At 54.8% G+C, this 16,084-nt stretch carries 15 protein-coding genes and 1 tRNA gene; 10 read left to right on the top strand and 6 right to left on the bottom strand.

Annotated elements, in window-relative coordinates; translation table 11 throughout:
- Window positions 1-22: 22 nt before the first annotated feature.
- The 5 genes from ACXAGA_RS04985 (at window position 23) to ACXAGA_RS04965 (ending at window position 4,709) form a co-directional block, all read left to right on the top strand.
- Window positions 23-703 carry a uroporphyrinogen-III synthase gene (locus ACXAGA_RS04985; RefSeq protein WP_475116419.1) on the top strand — a complete coding sequence of 227 codons (681 nt, stop codon included), beginning with the start codon at window positions 23-25 and terminating at the stop codon, window positions 701-703.
- 78 nt (window positions 704-781) lie between these two features.
- Complete coding sequence (locus ACXAGA_RS04980) at window positions 782-2,023, top strand: COG4223 family protein (RefSeq protein ID WP_475116418.1); 1,242 nt, start codon at window positions 782-784, stop codon at window positions 2,021-2,023.
- Between the two features lie 11 nt (window positions 2,024-2,034).
- Window positions 2,035-3,486: a heme biosynthesis HemY N-terminal domain-containing protein gene (locus ACXAGA_RS04975; protein ID WP_475116816.1), complete on the top strand. Its 1,452-nt coding sequence runs from the start codon at window positions 2,035-2,037 to the stop codon at window positions 3,484-3,486.
- Window positions 3,487-3,528: 42 nt separating this feature from the next.
- Window positions 3,529-3,604, top strand: a tRNA-Thr gene (locus tag ACXAGA_RS04970).
- Window positions 3,605-4,070: 466 nt separating this feature from the next.
- On the top strand, window positions 4,071-4,709 hold the full coding sequence (locus ACXAGA_RS04965) for a methyl-accepting chemotaxis protein (protein ID WP_475116417.1): 639 nt from the start codon (window positions 4,071-4,073) through the stop codon (window positions 4,707-4,709).
- Window positions 4,710-4,967: 258 nt separating this feature from the next.
- On the opposite strand, the gene ACXAGA_RS04960 is transcribed toward ACXAGA_RS04965, so the two are convergent.
- Entirely contained in the window at window positions 4,968-5,435 is a 468-nt protein-coding gene (locus tag ACXAGA_RS04960; protein ID WP_475116416.1) for an RrF2 family transcriptional regulator, read from the bottom strand.
- A 123-nt stretch (window positions 5,436-5,558) separates the two neighbouring features.
- Here ACXAGA_RS04960 and ACXAGA_RS04955 point away from each other — a divergent pair, with 123 nt between their 5' ends.
- The 5 genes from ACXAGA_RS04955 (at window position 5,559) to cydX (ending at window position 11,788) form a co-directional block, all read left to right on the top strand.
- Window positions 5,559-7,196 carry an ABC transporter ATP-binding protein/permease gene (locus ACXAGA_RS04955; protein ID WP_475116415.1) on the top strand — a complete coding sequence of 546 codons (1,638 nt, stop codon included), beginning with the start codon at window positions 5,559-5,561 and terminating at the stop codon, window positions 7,194-7,196.
- Window positions 7,193-8,779, top strand: coding sequence for an amino acid ABC transporter ATP-binding/permease protein (locus ACXAGA_RS04950; protein WP_475116414.1), 1,587 nt, complete (start codon window positions 7,193-7,195; stop codon window positions 8,777-8,779). Before ACXAGA_RS04955 ends, ACXAGA_RS04950 begins: the two co-directional genes overlap by 4 nt.
- 100 nt (window positions 8,780-8,879) lie before the next feature.
- The gene (locus ACXAGA_RS04945) at window positions 8,880-10,484 is read left to right on the top strand and encodes a cytochrome ubiquinol oxidase subunit I (RefSeq protein WP_475116413.1); all 1,605 of its coding nucleotides are present in this window, start codon (window positions 8,880-8,882) and stop codon (window positions 10,482-10,484) included.
- 5 nt (window positions 10,485-10,489) lie between these two features.
- Entirely contained in the window at window positions 10,490-11,653 is a 1,164-nt protein-coding gene (gene cydB, locus ACXAGA_RS04940) for a cytochrome d ubiquinol oxidase subunit II (protein WP_475116412.1), read from the top strand.
- Window positions 11,654-11,668: 15 nt separating this feature from the next.
- On the top strand, window positions 11,669-11,788 hold the full coding sequence (cydX, locus tag ACXAGA_RS04935) for a cytochrome bd-I oxidase subunit CydX (protein WP_475116411.1): 120 nt from the start codon (window positions 11,669-11,671) through the stop codon (window positions 11,786-11,788).
- On the opposite strand, the gene ACXAGA_RS04930 is transcribed toward cydX, so the two are convergent.
- Genes ACXAGA_RS04930 through ACXAGA_RS04910 form a run of 5 tightly spaced genes read right to left on the bottom strand, consistent with a single transcriptional unit; the run spans window position 11,789 to window position 16,078 of the window.
- The gene (locus ACXAGA_RS04930; protein ID WP_475116410.1) at window positions 11,789-12,853 is read right to left on the bottom strand and encodes a DUF1513 domain-containing protein; all 1,065 of its coding nucleotides are present in this window, start codon (window positions 12,851-12,853) and stop codon (window positions 11,789-11,791) included.
- Window positions 12,853-13,836 (bottom strand): imelysin family protein, encoded by a 984-nt coding sequence (locus ACXAGA_RS04925; RefSeq protein ID WP_475116409.1) that lies wholly within the window; start codon window positions 13,834-13,836, stop codon window positions 12,853-12,855. Before ACXAGA_RS04925 ends, ACXAGA_RS04930 begins: the two co-directional genes overlap by 1 nt.
- Window positions 13,833-15,380 carry a di-heme oxidoreductase family protein gene (locus tag ACXAGA_RS04920; RefSeq protein WP_475116408.1) on the bottom strand — a complete coding sequence of 516 codons (1,548 nt, stop codon included), beginning with the start codon at window positions 15,378-15,380 and terminating at the stop codon, window positions 13,833-13,835. The genes ACXAGA_RS04925 and ACXAGA_RS04920 overlap by 4 nt, the downstream gene beginning before the upstream one ends.
- Entirely contained in the window at window positions 15,352-15,837 is a 486-nt protein-coding gene (gene bfr / locus ACXAGA_RS04915) for a bacterioferritin (protein WP_086451073.1), read from the bottom strand. Before bfr ends, ACXAGA_RS04920 begins: the two co-directional genes overlap by 29 nt.
- A complete protein-coding gene (locus tag ACXAGA_RS04910; protein WP_086451074.1) occupies window positions 15,812-16,078 on the bottom strand; it encodes a (2Fe-2S)-binding protein in 267 nt (88 codons plus the stop codon). Before ACXAGA_RS04910 ends, bfr begins: the two co-directional genes overlap by 26 nt.
- Window positions 16,079-16,084 lie beyond the last annotated feature (6 nt).

Genomic DNA, 16,084 nt, shown 5'->3' with positions numbered 1-16,084 from the left:
ACTGAACAATGGTAAGGCGGCTATGACCATCCTTCTGCTGACGCGTCCTCGTCTGGATTCTGAAAGATTTTTGGACGCGGTGACCAATGATTATGGTCCGATTAAATCGGTTATTTCGCCTGTGATGGAAATTATTCCGTTAGATGTGTCGTTGCCCGTTTTTGATGATGTGATCCTGACATCCGCAAACGGTGCGCGCCAAGCCAGACGTTTAGGCGTAGCGCAGGGAACGCGGGCATGGTGCGTGGGCGACCGCACAGCCCAAGTCGCGAAACAAGCCGGATTAGAGCCTATTTCAGCGGGAAAAGATGCCGATGCGCTGGTGGATTTGATCGCGTCACAGTCCACGGGGCGTTTGTGCCATTTGCGCGGCACCCATGCGCGTGGAGATATCGCCCAACGCCTGACCCAATTGGGTAAACACTGCGCCGAGGCGATTTGTTATGATCAAAGGGCCTGTCCGCCTGATCCTGACGCACTAAATGCAGTTTCGGGGACCGAACCGGTTGTGCTCCCCTTGTTTTCACCCCGCAGTGCAGTGTTGATACCTGCAATTGTTAATGCTCCGGTTCATGCGATTGCAATGAGCCATGCAGTTGCCGCCGAATTGGCAGATTTGGGGGTCGATACGGTGGTTGTCGCCGATCGGCCAAATTTTGATTCGATGGTTGCGGCGACCTGTCGCCGATTGTTTGCGCTATAGCTGGTGTAGTTAGCTTGAGACCATATTATGCAGCCATTAGGTTGCGCCTAAGTAGTATTCGTTCGCGAGGATTCGACATTGGAAGACGATAAAAACAAAAAGGTCGAAGATCAGACCGAAACATCAGTCGAAGACGACGCAAAAATCGAAGATGCGGAAATAATTGCAGAAACCGCTGCCGATACCGACACAGACGAGGCACCCGAAGAAACGGCCGAAGAGTCTGACGTCGAAGAGGATACGCCCGAGGACGAACAAGACACGGTTGAAGAAGAGCCAGAGGTAACCTCTGTGCCGCCGGAACCGATTCCGGCACCAGTGATCGTTGAAAAACGACGCGGCGGTTTTTTCCCTGCCATCTTTGGCGGATTGATTGCGGGCGGTCTGGGTTACGGCGCGGCTTATTTGACGTTGCCGCAGATAAATGCGGACACCGAAGCGGCTCAGATCAGTGAAATTCAGGACATCAAAACCGGACTTTCGGATTTGCGGTCAATCTTTGCAGAATTTGATCCGGAAACGATGGTCGATGCCGCTGTTGGTGGCCGGCTGGATGCGATCGAACGCGATGTAACAGGCCAGATTGCCGTTTTGACCGATAAAGTCGGCAATTTCGATGCGCGCCTTGCCCAGATCGAAGCCCTGCCCGTTGGCGAAGGTGAAACCGTTTCGACAATCATCGACGCAGTCGCCGCGCAAACCGCAGAGCTGCGTGCCGAACTGGCAACGCAGCAAGCCCGTATCCAAGAAATCGCCGATGCAGCCGCTGGACAATTGCAATCTGCCCGCGATGCTGCGGCTGCAGACGAAGCAGCGGCTCGTGAAGCCGAAGAAACCGCCGCAAGCCGCGTTGCGCTGGCGCGTGTGCAAACAGCGTTAGAGGCGGGGACACCGTTTTCTGATGCGCTTGCCGATTTGAAAGAGGCAGCAGGTTCCGTACCGCAGGCGATTGCGGATGTTGCCGCAAGCGGTGTTGAATCGCTGGCGGCATTGCAAGATCAATTTGCCCCAGCTGCCCGCGACGCATTGGAAATCGCCCGCCGCGAAGGTGTTGCAGGTGAAACCGGCGCTGTTGGCGGATTTTTGGGTAATTTATTTAACGTCCGTTCGGTAGAGCCGCGCGAAGGTGATGATGCCGACGCTATTTTGTCGCGCGTCGGTGCCGCGGTTCGTGATGGCCGTTTGGCCGATGCGATTGCGGAAATTGAAACGCTCCCTCAAGTCGCGCAGGACGCATTGTCCACTTGGACGCAAGCAGCCAAAGCGCGCGTCGATGCGGTTTCGGCTGCGAACGATCTATCTGTTAACCTTAATCAGTGAGGCACGCCATGATGCTCTGGTCCCTACTCAAGATTCTGGCCTTTGTCCTTGGCGTGACCGCGCTGACCTATGGCGCCTTAGAACTCAGCCGTCTGCAAGGCGAAATGTTCATCACCTTTGCGGGCGTTGAATTGCGCCTCGGCCCGCTAGAGGTCGTGTTCGCGCTGTTTGGCCTGATTGTCCTGACGTGGTTGATGTTCAAACTTATCGGTCTGACGATCGCGTTTCTAAAATTCCTGAACGGCGACGAAACAGCCGTGTCACGCTATTTCGCGCGCAACCGCATCGAACGCGGGTACCAAGCCCTGTCCGAAGGCATGATGGCTGCGGCATCCGGCGAAGGGCATTTGGCCTTGGCCAAAGCTGCCAAAGCTGAACGCCTACTGGATAAACCTGAACTGACGACTCTTTTGACGGCTCAGGCCGCCGAAATCGCTGGCGATCGCCGCAAAGCCGAAGAAGCGTACAAAAAGCTGGTCACCGATGATCGCACCCGTTTCGTAGGTATTCGCGGTTTGATGCATCAGAAGCTGGCAGATGGTGATACCGACACGGCGATGAAACTGGCGGAAAAGGCGTTCGCCCTAAAACCAAAACATTCCGATACCCAAGATACGCTGCTGAAATTGCAGGCCGAAAAGGGCGATTGGAAAGGCGCGCGTCAGACATTGGCGGCGAAATTGAAATCTGGCGATCTGCCCAAGGACGTGCACCGCCGCCGTGATGCTGTTTTGGCTTTGTCTGAACTGTCCGAATTGACCGACGAAGGCACGGGCATCGAGGTACAAGAAGCAGCGATTGCGGCAAATAAACAGTCGCCTGATTTGATCCCTGCCGCCGTTATGGCGTCCAAGGCGCATATCAAAGCTGGTAAACCAAAATTGGCAGCACGGGTATTGACCAAAGCATGGGGTGTTCAGCCGCACCCTGATTTGGCGGCGGCCTTTGCTGCGATTGCGCCAGATGAAACCTCAGCCGAACGTTTGAAACGTTTCCGCGCCTTGACCAAACTACAGCCAAATAACGCTGAAACCCGCATGCTGTTGTCTGAACTGCACATTGCCAACGGTGATTTCCCCGAAGCAAAACGCGCATTGGGTACATTGATTGACGAAGACCCAACAGCGCGTGTTCTAACGCTTATGGCGGCAATTGAACGCGGTAGCGGTGCAGACGATCAGGTCGTACGTGGCTGGTTGGCAAAGGCATTGGTGGCGCCACGCGGACCGCAATGGATCTGTGATAAATGCCATCACATTCACGCAGAATGGGCCCCGGTCTGTAGCCATTGCGCTGGGTTCGACACGCTATCGTGGAAAAATCCGCCCAAAGGCGAAGTGACCATGCCGGCAGGTGTTGAAATGTTGCCTTTGATTATTGGCCCGGAACCGGTCACCGAATTGGACGACGTTGACATCGTCCCAGACGCAGCTGAAGTTTTGGAAGCCCAAAGCGAAAAATAATACTTTTCGGGGCGGCTTAGCAGTGCTAATAGCCGCTCCAGTGCCGGTGTAGCTCAGCTGGTAGAGCACGTCATTCGTAATGATGGGGTCGTAGGTTCGAGTCCTATCACCGGCACCATTTACCAGCCATATTTCCTTATAGTTCAATGATTACCTTTGCTTAGGAATTTATCGGTACCATTTTAGGGACCGTTTCGTCTGTTTCGGGCACCGATTTGTCAGAACTGATCAAGCTTGCGCAGTTGGTTTATAAGGACATCATCCAATGATTCAGCTATGGATGATGAATGCCCCAGAAGTGACTTTGATATGTCTTCCGCATAAGTGATGAAAGTTACAGGTTCAAAAGCAATGTTGCGGATACGCTCCAGCGTTGAATTGGTAAGACGACGCTTAATCGAAAGCTCGGTTCGACGCACAACCAGGTGCTTTTACGGTCATCATGCAAACCGCGGCTCATCGCTTTCGTCAGGCATTGGGTAATATTGGCGCGGAGTGCGAAACGCGCTTGGCAATAAAAAACTATCATCGGCCTAGGAGGCTGCCGTTACGAACTAGGACTAATAAAAAGAACTGGCCAAAACATGAACGATCTGTCTCCGCTCTCATCCATAGATCGTTTCCGCGATCTCGACCTTTTGGGCAATCCCATCATGGTCGCAGACGCAAACCTTGTCGTTGTCTTTGCAAACAAAGCCGCCATTGAAATGTTTCGCCGGATTGAAAGGCCGATTGCGCAATTTATCAAAGGGTTCAGTGCAGACGCGGTCGTCGGTAAGAACATCGACAGCTTTCACCAGCACCCGAGGATTCAGCGTAATCTCATCGCAAAAATGGTCGAGCCTCACACGGCAGCGCTGACGATTGGCGACTGTCATCTGCGCTTCCGCGCGACGCCTGAGTTCACGGATGAAGGCGCACTGGCGCATGTTTTTGTCGAATGGCAGGATGAGACGGAATTATTCGAAGCGCGCGCTCAGTCCAACAACCTCTTTAACCGTGTTGATGGCGTCATAAAGGTCATGGACGAGATTGCTATGCAGACAAATATGCTCGCGATTAATGCAGCGATTGAAGCAGCGCATGCGGGACAGGCGGGCAAAGGTTTTGCCGTTGTGGCCAGCGCCGTCCAAAAACTCGCCACTCGCTCGGAAAAGGCTGTCCGAGAGACAGAGGAGCTGATCGTCGAGGCGCGGTCCCTGTCCGATGGTGGGTCGCACTAGGCTAGAGCACGACGAGCGCAAAGCCGTGATTTTGAAACTTGCAGCCCACTGCGGCTATTACATCGTTATTGCCTAGGCTCTGATCAGTAAGGCCTGCGATCGACGTTTGTTAAGTCCCTATCGCAACGGACGAAACGTAACTAGTAAACGACCGTCATTATTGAGTGGTGTTATATGGTCGTATTGTGGACCATTTTAGTTATTAATTGATAACTTACGTCGATGGGCCGTCTGTCGCCGGCACAATTTACCAGACATTCAATGCGCGACTTGTCCTTGGCAGGATATGGACGGGGTGACCGCGAATAGTTCGGTCAGGCCGCAGTTGCCGCGGACCAAATCATCCAAAGTCAGCATATCCAGTTCGCGGAAAAATGCGTCCAATGCGCGGCTGATCGCAGATTTCAGGCGGCATGCGGACACCAGCGGACAAGTGTTCGTTTCAGGCGAAAAACATTCGGTAAACGGGACTTCGGATTCAAAGGCGCGGAAAACGTCGCCGATGTTTATATCGCTCGCCGTTCGGGCGAGCTTGACTCCACCTGTGCGCCCGCGGCTGGCTTCGATAAAGCCGTACTGGTTAAGGGCGTGAACCACCTGTGCCAAATGGTTGGCAGATGCATTGCAGGCCTGCGCAATAACAGGCGAAGGGGTGATCTGATCGGGTGTCGTTCCGCAGAACATCAAGACCCGCAATGCTAGGTTGGTGCGTGTGGTCAGCCGCATTTTTATTCCCTTTTACACTCAACATTTTTGTCACATTCACCTCAATTGCGCTGTCCTGTAACTGATCCAGATCATATGTAGGCCGAAATTTCGGTATTTTTGATGTGAGATAGAGGAATTCTGTTGGCCAATTCACGCGACACCGCATTGGATACACTGCTAAGTCCGATCGCCCGTGCCATTCGGACAGCATCGCGGTTCGCGATTTTCGCCAATCTGATTTGGCTGGTTCAAACCGCAATTATCGCGTGGGTGTTGGCGCGGCTTTTAAAAGGCGATCCGCATTTTGTTGGCTATATGGCCGCGTGTTTTATCGGATTGGCGATTATCAAATCGGCCCTAAACGCGATGTCAGAGTCGCGATCCAGCGCGGCGGGTGACAGCCTGATTGCGCAGTGCCGCAGGATCATTGTTGAAAAAGAAGCGCGATTTTTCGGCGGTGATATGGGGGCGGGCGCGACGGCGGCTCTGAGTTTTGAAAAGCTCGATATGATCGTGCCTTATGTTGGCCGGTATCGTCAGGCGATGGCGCGTGTGCGCATTGTTCCGATCATCATCATATTAATCGCCGCTTACTATAGCTGGGTTGCCGCATTGATTTTCATGATCACCGGGCCGCTGATCCCCGTTTTTATGGCGTTGATTGGCTGGGCGGCAAAAGACGCCAGTGAAAATCAGATGGCTGAAATGGGGACCATGAACGATATGATCGTGGATCGGTTGCCTGCGATTTTGGACATGCGGGTGTTGAATGCATCGGGGCGGTTTTTGGACGGATTTACCCAGTCTGCCGATCGGTTGCGTAGCCGAACCATGGCCGTTTTGAAAATTGCCTTTCTCACGTCAACGGTTCTTGAACTTTTTGCGGCGATTGGCGTTGCTCTTATGGCGATTTATTTAGGGTTTTCGCTGTTGGGGGCCATTGGTTTTGGGCAATCCTGGGGAGGGTTGACGCCGTTTTCCGTCATTTGGATCCTGCTGATCGCACCCGAATTTTATCAATCCTTACGTGACCTATCCGCTGCATGGCACGACAAAGCCGCAGCAAGCGCTGTCGCCGATGAATGGCAAAAATGGTTCGATCAGGATCGAACGCCAATCATCGGTTCAAGGCAAAGCGTCGTTTGGGGCGAAAATTTTGGTGTAAAAACCGTTGGTGCAGTGGCTCTGGTGGGGCAGCAGCGGATATCGATCCCGAATTTTGTACTCAAGTCAGGTCAAAGCATCGCGATCACGGGCCCATCAGGCGCAGGCAAATCGACGACGTTAAATGCGATCGCTGGATTGGTGCCCATCGTGGACGGCGCTGTTTATGTGAATGGCAAAGTTTTGGATGATGGCACAGCCGTCGCGTGGCGGGACGACATTGGTTGGATGCCTCAGGCGCCGCATTTCTTTGATGATACGCTACAATTCAATCTGGATTTTGGGACTGGCGCGGATATTTGGCCAGCGTTGACATCCGTTGGCATGGCAGATGTGGTGGAACGTTTGCCCAAAGGGGCGCAAACAATATTGGGCGAAACCGGCGCCGGACTGTCGGGCGGAGAAGCGCGCCGCCTGACATTATGTCGTGCCATTTTGGCGAACCCCAGGCTGATCATCGCAGATGAGCCGACAGCGGATTTAGACCCTAAAACGGCTGAAATCGTCACGAATGCTTTGTTAGAGTTAAAATCAAAGGGTGTGGCGCTGATTGTATCAACGCATGACGCGCGATTGGCCGAACAGATGGATCAAGTGATCGAGGTATCGGCATGAAGCCCATGTTCAACATCATGCGCGCAATGATGCGCGATCACGGGACCTCTGTTTACATCGGTGCTGTTCTATCCGTCCTGGTTCTGGTGATGGGGGCGGCTCTGATTGGATTATCGGGCTGGTTTATTACGGCCGCGTCTGTTGCAGGGTTGGCAGGATTGGGCGCTGTTTTTGATGTGTTCCGCCCGTCGGCAGGGGTGCGATTCCTTGCGTTGGGGCGCACGGCAGCACGATATTTTGAACGGCTGTCCACCCATGATGCGACCTTGCGATTTTTGGCAATGGTTCGGGTGCAAATCCTATCTGGAATGGCGCGCGCACCCTTTCGCAAACAAATTCAACTGCGCAGTTCCAAAGCCTCTAATCAAATTGTGGCTGACGTAGATGCGTTGGACACGATCCCGTTGCGATTGGTTTTTCCGATTGTGGGTGCCATGGTGACACTGGTTATTGCGGCAGTTGTGTTGGGACTGTTGGTCGGCTGGGGCATGTCCCTGTTTATCACGATCAGCTATTTGGTATGCGGCGTGATCATCTTTGTGCTCGGGGCCAGACTGAGTTCGCGGACAGCTGTGCGTATCGAAAATTTTTCGCAGGTTACCCGTTCTTCATTGATCGATTTGGTCCGTGGTCGATCCGATCTAACCGTTTATGGCCGTATTGATCAGGAAACCGCGAAATTGCATGCGGGTATTGATACGGTGTTGGCCGAACGCGATAGGCTGGCATTCATAGATCGTGCGATTGGCGCGGCAATTGGCCTATCGACTCAGTTGATCATTGCAGGGGCTCTGGTCATCGGCGTTCTGTCCCATGACCGCGGCGGCCTTTCGGTGCCGATGGTCGCATTGTCGGTGTTTGCCGCGTTGGGATTGTCTGAAATTTTACCCCCATTGCGGCGTGCATCTACAGAATTTGGTAGGGTTCGTTTGGCCGCCCAACGCATCGAACCGAACCAGTTCGCGGCGGTTGAACCTGCTAAAAAGCCTATCGAACCTGAATGTTTTGACGTGGATTTTGGTTTCGGCGAACCGGCTAAGGCTGGCGAAACCGTCGTTTTGACAGGCCCTAGCGGCGCGGGCAAATCCACGCTGTTGCATCAAATCGCGGGCCTGTTGGAGGGCGATGTCTCGATTGGAAATCGTCCCGTCTGTGATTGGCCAGAATGGCAGCTGCGTGACCACCTGACGATGTTGCCGCAGCGGTCGGCGCTGGTGTCTGGCAGCTTGCGTGACAACTTTTGCCTGATCGATCCGGACATCGATGATGATACGATTTATGACATTTTAAACAAAGTGTTGCTGGCTGATACGATCCGCGACCGTGGCGGTTTGGATGTTCAAATTGGCCCCAAAGGCGAAGGCCTGTCAGGCGGCCAATTGCGCCGTGTTGCTTTGGCGCGTGCTGTGACCCGCAATCCTGATATTCTGTTGCTGGATGAACCAACCGAAGGGTTGGATGATCCAACAGCACGTCAGGTTTTGGCAAACATCAGAGCCGCTTTGCCAAACACTATATTTATCATCGCAGCGCATCGTCAGGCTGAGATCGACCTTGCTACGCGGATTTTGCATATCGGATAATGCGACATCACAAATGTGACTTTTTGATACATGTCAAAGTTACATCAAAGAATCATGATAAATAGTCGTTGAATTAAACCGTTTTTCAGGAGCCCAAACTATGGAACTGGATATTGTCGAACTGTCACGATTACAGTTCGCACTGACCGCCATGTACCACTTTTTGTTCGTGCCGCTCACGCTGGGGCTGTCGATCATCGTGGCGATCATGGAAACCGTCTATGTGATGACCAACCGCCCCATTTGGCGTCAGATGACCAAATTCTGGGGCACGTTGTTCGGCATCAACTTTGTGTTGGGCGTCGCGACGGGCATCACCATGGAATTCCAGTTCGGCATGAACTGGAGCTACTACAGCCACTATGTCGGCGATATCTTCGGGGCTCCGCTCGCGATCGAAGGCATGATGGCGTTCTTCCTAGAGGCCACATTCGTTGGTCTGTTCTTTTTCGGCTGGGATAAACTGTCAAAAGTGGGCCATTTGGTCACCGCATGGCTGGTGGCGCTGGGGTCGAACTTTTCGGCGCTGTGGATCCTGATCGCAAACGGCTGGATGCAGAACCCTGTGGGCGCTGAATTCAACCCAATGACGATGCGCATGGAAATGACGTCGTTCAAAGAGGTGCTGTTCAACGAAGTCGCCCAAGCCAAATTCGTGCACACAGTGTCCGCCGGATACGTCACCGCAGCGGTGTTCGTTTTGGGCGTTTCGGCGTGGTATTTGCTAAAGGGCCGTCACATCGAACTGGCCCGCCGTTCGATTGCGGTTGCAGCGTCGTTCGGTTTGGCGTCGGCGCTGTCCGTTGTCGTGTTGGGCGATGAATCGGGCTATTCGGCCAGCCACACGCAGAAAATGAAACTCGCCTCGATCGAAGCGATGTGGGAAACGCACGACGCGCCCGCGCCGTTCACGTTGATCGGCATTCCGGATCAAGAGGCCCGCGAAACCCATTATGCCATCGAAATCCCATGGGTCATGGGCCTGATCGGCACCCGTTCGTTGAACACAGAAATCGCCGGTATTGACCAGCTGGTTGAAACCGCCGAACAGCGCGTCCGTTCCGGTATTCTGGCCTATGATGCGTTGATGGATATCCGCGCGGACCTGAACAATATTCAGCCCGATGATCAAATGCGGTTTGAACAGCATTCCGATGATCTAGGCTTTGCCATGTTGCTGAAACGCTATGTGGATGATCCGCGCGACGCGACCGAAGAACAAATCCAGATGGCTGCGAACGATACCGTTCCAACCGTATGGCCGCTGTTCTGGTCGTTCCGCATCATGGTTGGGCTTGGCTTTAGCTTTATCGCGCTGATGGGATATTTCTTTTTCATGTCGTCATTCCGCGGCATGCGGTTCCCCAAATTGGCATTGCAGGCCGCTGTGATCATGATCCCTGCGCCTTGGATCGCCGCAGAGATGGGGTGGTTCGTATCTGAATTCGGCCGCCAACCGTGGACCGTTGATGGTGTTCTGCCAACTGCCATGTCGGTCAGTGCGCTATCGGTCGGGGAAATCCTGTTCACCTTGGCTGGGTTCATCATTTTCTACACCGTCCTTTTCGTGGTCGAGATGGGCCTGATGATCAAATACATCCGCAAAGGCCCCTACATGGACGTCGATGTGACTGACGAATGGACCGAAAAACACAACCGCCGACTGGCTAGCATGCCAGCCTCTGAACTGGCCCCAGCGGAGTAAGAGATATGATTTTACATGAATTGATCGGTTTCGCTGAACTGCGAATCATCTGGTGGGTCCTGATGGGCGTTCTGTTGATCGGCTTTGCCCTGACCGACGGGTTTGACATGGGCGTTGGCGCGTTGCTACCGTTCGTTGCGAAAAATGACACCGAACGCCGTATGGTGATCAACACCGTTGGCCCCGTTTGGGAAGGCAACCAGGTTTGGTTCATCTTGGGCGGCGGCGCGGTTTTCGCCGCATGGCCGCCGTTATATGCGGTCAGCTTCTCGGGGTTTTATTTGGCGATGTTTGTGGTGCTGGCCGCGCTGATTGTGCGTCCTGTCGCGTTCAAATATCGGTCCAAACGCGATGACGTGCGGTGGCGGGCGACATGGGACTGGGCGCTGTTTGCGGGCGGTTTCGTACCTGCGCTGATCTTTGGCGTGGCTGTCGGCAACGTGTTGCAAGGCGTGCCATTCCACCTGACCCCTGAACTGCTGTCGATCTACGAAGGCGGCGCATTCGGCAAATTCTTTGGCCTGCTGAACCCGTTTGCCCTGCTGACCGGCGTTGTTTCGGTGGCGATGTTGGTGATGCACGGGTCCGCGTGGCTGGGTCTGAAATCCGAAGGCGACATTGTCGTACGGGCTCGCAAATACGGATCGGTCGCGGCTGTTGTTGCGGGCGTCGGGTATGCGTTGGCAGGCGTTTGGCTGATGGCAGGCATCGATGGCTATGCCTTCGTGAACGAGGCGGTCAAAGACGGCCCATCCAACCCGCTGATGTCCGAAATCGCCAAAGGCGGCAGCTGGATCGCGTCTTATGCGGATCGTCCGTGGATCGCGATTGCGCCGATCATGGGCTTTGCCGGTATCGCGCTGGTTCTGGTGTCGATGCGCCTGAAACTAGAGGTGATCACCCTGCTGTTTTCCAAAATGGCGATCCTGGGCATGGTGGCCAGCGTGGGCCTGACGATGTTCCCGTTCATCCTGCCATCGTCGACCGATCCGAATTCGTCGCTGACGGTTTGGGACGCGTCGTCGTCGCACCTGACGCTGTTTATTATGTTGTTCGTCGCCGCGATCTTTATGCCGATCATCCTGTCCTACACCGCGTGGGTTTATAAGGTGCTGTGGGGCAAGGTCACGGAAAACGACATCAACGAAAACAGCCATTCTCTGTACTAAGAAAGGATAGACACCATGTGGTATTTTGCTTGGATCCTCGGGCTTCCTCTGGCGGCTATTTTTGCGGTGATGAACGCAATGTGGCTGGAGCTGCGCGAAGATCAGCGCATCGCCGAAGAGGCCGACCAGAAATAATCACAGCGCAATGATGTGATTATCCCAATTGACGGGGTGTTCTGCCAGCGGGCGGAGCGCCCCGTTTTCCATTGCAGCGAGATGCCCGTAGCCGTCGCTGGTCATATAGCCATCCGGCAGAGTCACCAGACCGCAAACGTCCGTCTGCATGGTCGCGGCAATGAATTGGCCTGTATCGGTGAAACGGTGTAGCCGTCCGCCCTTGGGCGATGAAATGGCAATTTCGTCGCCATCACCGCTGAACGCGATAGACCCTGCATAGCCTTGCATCGCAAAGGCTTCGTTCAGGGGGGCTTCGGCTAGAATGACGTCCGACCCGCGTTTGTGTAGGCCCAGAATTCGGGGCAGGAATGATGGGTCCGCTTGCCATTGCATCGCGAACCCGACCAATCCATCGGGGCGCACGGCCAAATGGCGGATCGAATTTTTCGACAGTTCGGCATCCAGTTCAACCAGTTCCAACAGGCCATCAATCGACAAATAAGCCAAATTCGGGCGCATGGTTTCGATGTTCAGTTTCGTGCGGCCAAAAGCATCTGTGTGAATGCCGCCGTTTGCAACGACCAGAGTGGCACCATCGTCCAGCAGTTTGACGTCATGTGGCCCCAGTCCATGGGTCGGGATCGCGCCAATGCGTTTGAAATTGTCGGACACGTCCCAAAGGCCCAGAAAGCCTTCGCTCGTTTCAGCGATCTGTTCGGTCGTCAGCAACAGGTTGCCGTCATCCAAAAACATGCCGTGGCCTGAAAAACTACGACCCGATGGCGCGGTGAGGTCTTGTATCACGCCGCCGGTCAAACAGTCGATCACCACAGCAAAGGTGCCGGGGCGGCGGGCAAAGGCGACCGCGATAGGTTTTGTGGGGTGTCCCGCGCCGGCGTGGCCACGGGCGGGCAGGGGCACCTGAAACGCAATCTGGCCCGCATTCGTCAACCCGCACAGCGCGTAATCGTCACCAATTTTGGCGGCAGCAATGAATGACGGGTTGCCAACGGATGCCCAGCTGATCGTCGGCGCGGCCGATGCCGCCAGTAACGACGTCAGAAATTGCCGACGGTTCGCCATCAGTCGCCATCCGATGCGTTAAATCCAGCTGAGATACCCATGACCAGACCGATTTCATTGCTGATCCCTGCGCCAATGGTATCCACGTTCTGACCCAGAATTTGCAGCAACAGCCATGATTGCGTATCGGTTTCGATATTAGCAAAGCTGGGGTCGGTCACCCGATCCGCCGTTTTGTGCAATTCGGCCAATGCGGCAGTTGTGGCGGGCAAATCGGTGCCCATCAATAGATGCGCCTGTTCCACCATCGCATCTGCCGACAAAACGATATTGCGCAATGCCCGATCCGACCGCCAAGCGTTCGCACGGGTTTCGCGCGGGCGATCAAATGTACCCAAAGGGCGGTTCACGTTTTGGATCGTTAGGTTTTCCAGCCCCGACACGATCTGCGTATAAAACGTGGCAAAGGCCTGATCTTCTGGGATCACAGGTGTCGATACGCCGTCGCCTTGGCCCAACATGATGGGCGCGTAATCGTTTGCCCAGCCGTCTGATTGGCGGGCGACCTCGGTCGCGAAATCGGCGGTGATCTGTTTCAGCAGATCGCAGGTGTAGTCATCCGCGCCGTATGTGTTGAACCGATCATCAAACACCAGCATTTCGATCGACATCAGGCCGCGCGCGGCGATCGACATGGTCGCGTATTCCACCGCGTCATAGGCAATCGGGTCTTCATCCGCGATCAGATCGGCCAAGGTGCGGGGGATAAATCCGCGATCATCGGGCCAGAATTCGATGTTCAGGGTGCCATTTTCCGTTGGCCCCAATTTCAAGTTCCGCACGTTCAACCAATGGTCAAAAGCATCGTTGTAATAGGGCGCGACATGTGCGGGCGAACAATCAGCGGCGGCCGCGTTGGCTAGGTCTGCGGCGGATGTGGCAAAGCTATCCCAAGACGGCAGAACATAGTCGTTCAGCAGCGTGTCGACGTTTGCCGCCGCTGGGGTCGCCAATGCGATTGTGAACAGGGCAGCGCGGATCATAGGCTCTCCAGGAATGCGATAAGGGCATCGCGGTCGGTTTTCGGCATGTCGATAACGGCGTCACGGTGCGGCGCAGCTTCGCCGCCATGCCATAGCACGGCCTCTAGGATCGAACGAGCGCGACCATCATGCAATAGATTTACGGTGCCGCTGACCTGTTCGGTCATGCCGATCCCCCATAGCGGCGCGGTGCGCCATTCGGTGCCTGTTGCGCGGGCTTCGGGGCGGTGATCGGCCAGACCTTCGCCCATGTCGTGCAGCAGAAAATCCGAATAGGGCCAGATCAGCTGGAACGATTGTTCGGGGCGATCCTCTAGCCGCGCGGTCACGAATTTCGGCATGTGGCAGGAGGCGCAGCCGGTGTCATAGAACACCTCTTTGCCGGCCAAAACCTGTGGATCATCCAGATCGCGGCGGGCAGGGACCGCCAGATTGCGGGAATAGAATGTCACCAGATCCAGACCGATTTGGTCGACCTCAAACCCGTCTTGGGCGTCGTCATTGCCGTGGCGGGCATCAATGCAATCGGCCTGCCCAACGGTGCATTCCCCCCATGGATCAGGGTTAAGGGGGCTGGAAATGCCGATATCACCGGCAAAGGCATCTGCCGACTGTTGTTTCACCGTTGGATTGCCCGCCTTGAGCCCGAAACGCCCCAGCATGGGTTGATCGAATTCCTTGGACCAAACGATGTTCGGGCGGCCCGAAATGCCGTCGCCATCTGCGTCATTTTCATCGGCGTTTGCCAGAATATCGGCGGCAGGGATCGCCTCGATCAGGCCAAGGCCGATCATTTGCGGGGCGATGCGAGGGGACAGCATCGCATCGGGGTGCAAATCGCCATAGCCCAGATCAGCCGCCGTATATGTCGGGCTGCGCAGGGTGGCTGTTTCTCCATCGCTTAGCTGGATTTCGATGTCTTCGTATTGGATATCCAAACGGTATTCGGCGTTGTGCCCCGCGACGGCGAAATCCTGTAGCTGGAACCCATAGTTCGGATCGGCCGCCGTGGGGTGGAACCCTTCGATGGCTTCGATCTGTTCGTCGTAGCTGCCCGGGATGGAAATTCGCAGGAACAGGGAAACGGCGTTGTCTTCGGGGCCTTCGGGGGTGTGGCCACGGCCGTCTTTGATGTGGCAGTTCTGGCAGCCGCGCGCGTTATACAGCGGGCCCAAACCATCGGAAGCCAGCGTAGATGACGGCGATGACACCCAAATTTTTCGGAACAACCCGTTGCCGACTTTGAAATCCAATTCGCCTTCGAACCCGATATTTGCCGAAGGCTGCGAAAACGCATCGGCATTGGTACGCGCACGGACAGTTGCGGCGCCGGCGGGGTTTTCTTCGAACCGTTCGGGGGCTGTGAAATCTGTCGTCGGCGCAGTGACAGCCGCGATCCGCGCGGTTTCACTGTCGGTGCGAGGAATAGCATTTAGATGAATATCGTGCAGATCGTCATAGGTGACAGTCTGAGCAAAAGATGCGCTGCCTATAAGGGCAACGCACAGTGCTAGTTTATTCGGCTTGGTCCATTGTGGACGCATTAAGCAGGGCATACCCTTCGGCTCCCAATCGGTCGTGTAGGTCAAGTTGAGTCTCGAGGAAGTCGATATGCCCTTCTTCGTCGGTCAGCAATTCCTCGAACAACTTCATCGACACATAATCGCCAACGGTTTGGCAATATGTGCGTGCCTCGGCGTAAAGAGCGCGGGCTTCTTTTTCTGCGGCCAGATCCGCCTCTAGCGTTTCTTTAGGTGTTTCACCGATACGTAGTGCATCCAGTTTCTGTAGATTTGGGTGTCCGCCCAAAAACAGAATACGTGCGATCAGTTTGTCCGCGTGATGCATTTCTTCGATGCTTTCTTCGCGGCTTTTGGCGGCCATTTTTCCTAGCCCCCAGTCTTCTTGTAGTCGGTAATGCAGCCAATATTGGTTAACGGCTGTTAATTCGGACCGAAGTGCGGTGTTGAGAAACTCAACGACTTTTGCGTCGCCCTTCATTGTTGTGCTCCTGTGCTGGTGCGGATCTGAGCCCGCGTAGATGGCTGGGTACACCTAGGTTATCATTGGATCGCATTGTGGAAAGGAAAAGCGACATGCAGTTTCCGCAATCTGCCGCTTTGCCCAACGCGCGATATACTTTTCCCGGAGTGATGATCGTCCGTTCATCCGATGCACGCATCCAGTCGATGGCGGCATGGATGTCGCGGTCTGAAATATTCTGACAGCTACAAACGATCATCGTTAT

This window comes from Marivivens sp. ABH4_498, assembly GCF_056160585.1.
Note: the sequence above shows the minus strand (reverse complement) of the source record. Positions and strands in the feature narration are given on the sequence as shown.

Excerpts from the sequence above, each read along its gene's own strand:
- ACXAGA_RS04950 (WP_475116414.1), top strand. The coding sequence starts at position 7,193 with ATGAAGCCCATGTTCAACATCATGCGCGCAATGATGCGCGATCACGGG.
- bfr (WP_086451073.1), bottom strand. The coding sequence starts at position 15,837 with ATGAAGGGCGACGCAAAAGTCGTTGAGTTTCTCAACACCGCACTTCGG.
- ACXAGA_RS04910 (WP_086451074.1), bottom strand. The coding sequence starts at position 16,078 with ATGATCGTTTGTAGCTGTCAGAATATTTCAGACCGCGACATCCATGCC.
- cydB (WP_475116412.1), top strand. The coding sequence starts at position 10,490 with ATGATTTTACATGAATTGATCGGTTTCGCTGAACTGCGAATCATCTGG.
- ACXAGA_RS04945 (WP_475116413.1), top strand. The coding sequence starts at position 8,880 with ATGGAACTGGATATTGTCGAACTGTCACGATTACAGTTCGCACTGACC.
- ACXAGA_RS04920 (WP_475116408.1), bottom strand. The coding sequence starts at position 15,380 with ATGCGTCCACAATGGACCAAGCCGAATAAACTAGCACTGTGCGTTGCC.
- ACXAGA_RS04965 (WP_475116417.1), top strand. The coding sequence starts at position 4,071 with ATGAACGATCTGTCTCCGCTCTCATCCATAGATCGTTTCCGCGATCTC.
- ACXAGA_RS04960 (WP_475116416.1), bottom strand. The coding sequence starts at position 5,435 with ATGCGGCTGACCACACGCACCAACCTAGCATTGCGGGTCTTGATGTTC.
- ACXAGA_RS04925 (WP_475116409.1), bottom strand. The coding sequence starts at position 13,836 with ATGATCCGCGCTGCCCTGTTCACAATCGCATTGGCGACCCCAGCGGCG.
- cydX (WP_475116411.1), top strand. The coding sequence starts at position 11,669 with ATGTGGTATTTTGCTTGGATCCTCGGGCTTCCTCTGGCGGCTATTTTT.
- ACXAGA_RS04975 (WP_475116816.1), top strand. The coding sequence starts at position 2,035 with ATGCTCTGGTCCCTACTCAAGATTCTGGCCTTTGTCCTTGGCGTGACC.
- ACXAGA_RS04930 (WP_475116410.1), bottom strand. The coding sequence starts at position 12,853 with ATGGCGAACCGTCGGCAATTTCTGACGTCGTTACTGGCGGCATCGGCC.
- ACXAGA_RS04985 (WP_475116419.1), top strand. The coding sequence starts at position 23 with ATGACCATCCTTCTGCTGACGCGTCCTCGTCTGGATTCTGAAAGATTT.